Origin of the sequence: Gemella bergeri ATCC 700627 (genome assembly GCF_000469465.1) — a bacterium.
In the GTDB taxonomy this organism is placed as follows: domain Bacteria; phylum Bacillota; class Bacilli; order Staphylococcales; family Gemellaceae; genus Gemella; species Gemella bergeri.
Map to the genome: position 1 here is coordinate 1 of NZ_KI271829.1, position 1,610 is coordinate 1,610.

Annotated in this window: 1 protein-coding gene; it reads left to right on the forward strand. The window is 33.4% G+C overall.

The annotated features are described in order from the left end of the window. The first annotated feature begins 143 nt into the window (after positions 1-143). Positions 144-1,505 carry an NAD(P)/FAD-dependent oxidoreductase gene (locus HMPREF1983_RS03535; RefSeq protein ID WP_084404568.1) on the forward strand — a complete coding sequence of 454 codons (1,362 nt, stop codon included), beginning with the start codon at positions 144-146 and terminating at the stop codon, positions 1,503-1,505. Positions 1,506-1,610 lie beyond the last annotated feature (105 nt).

Here is a 1,610-nt window from a genome sequence, read left to right on the forward strand (position 1 = left end):
AATAATATATTTTTATCAACATTTATTATTAATTATTTCAAGTAATTTTATTTCTATATTAAAGTAGTTTTATGATATAATAAATGATAAATTATATATTTTAAAAATATATAATATTTTTATTATTTACAGGAGGTATTAATATGAAATATATAGTCGTTGGAACATCACACTTCGGTTACGAAGCTGTTCAAACTATTTTAAAAAATGAAACACAAGCTGAAATACATTTATACGAACGAGGAGATTCAGCATCATTTATGGGTTGAGGTAGCCAGTCATATTTAGATGGGACATCTAAAGCATTATCTGAACTACATTTTGCCACTGAAGAATCTTACCGTTCACAAGAAATTAATATTCATTGTAACACCGATGTTGTAGGATTAAATACAAAAGAAAAAACTATTACGGTAATTACACCTGACGGTAAAGAAACTCATCACTATGACAAATTGTTGCTAAGTCCCGGGGGCGTGGCTGTTAAACCACAATTCAAAGGTATTGATCTAAAAAATATCCATACTTTTCGTGGACCTGAAGATACGCAAGCAGTAGCTGATTGTATGAAAAACAGTAAAAAAGCCGTTGTTGTCGGTGGTGGTTATATCGGTTTGGAAGTAGCGGAATCTTATGCTAAAGCCGGTATAGAAGTCACTATTGTTGATTTCGCCCCTCGCATTCTAAATACTTATTTAGACAAAGAATTAACAGATATTTTAACAGCAGAAGGTGTTAAACATAATATAACAATTCGAGGCGAGGAAAAAGTTATATCATTTAAAGGGGAAAACGGAAAAGTTCGTTCTGTCGTAACAGATAAAGGAGAATACCCTGCCGATACTGTTATCATTTCTGTTGGAGTTCGCCCTGATGCTTCTTGGCTGAGTGGAGAACTTGAATTAACAGAACGTGGTTTTGTTGTTACTAATGAATATTTAGAAACTTCTGCTAAAGATGTTTATGCCGGCGGTGATTCTACACTGTTACCTTATTCGCCTACCGGTGGTAAACTGCCGATAGCTTTAGCTACTCTTGCACGTCGTCAAGGTGTTATTGCCGCTCTTAATGCTTTAGGAAAAAAAGTTAAGATGCCGGCTGTAAATGGAACCTCGGCACTGTCATTCTTTGATTACAATTTTGTTAGCACCGGACTTTCTAGTAAAGGTATTAATCTTTATAATGGTAATATAACCAGCAAATATGTTAAAGAAAAACTTTATCCTGATTTTATGCGTAAAGAAAACAATTTAATTCACATGAAAATTTACTATGATAATGATACCCATCGTATCCTCGGAGCACAACTAATGTCCAAACATGATATTACCGATGGTATTGCTGCCATTTCAATTGCAATTTCATCAAACTGGACTTTGGAAGAGCTGGCGCTTGCTGATATTTTCTTCCAGCCGGAATTTGACAGACCATGGCATTATATTAATGTTCTTGCAATGGCAGCCCTTGATTATAAATGGGGTGGAGCCGATAAACTACTATTTTAAGAAAGCAATAATAAAGGAAAAAATCATAATCATATAGAAATTAATTTTTTGAATTTATTATAAAGTATAAAAATCGGCTCAACAAAAAATCGGACTGATAAAAAA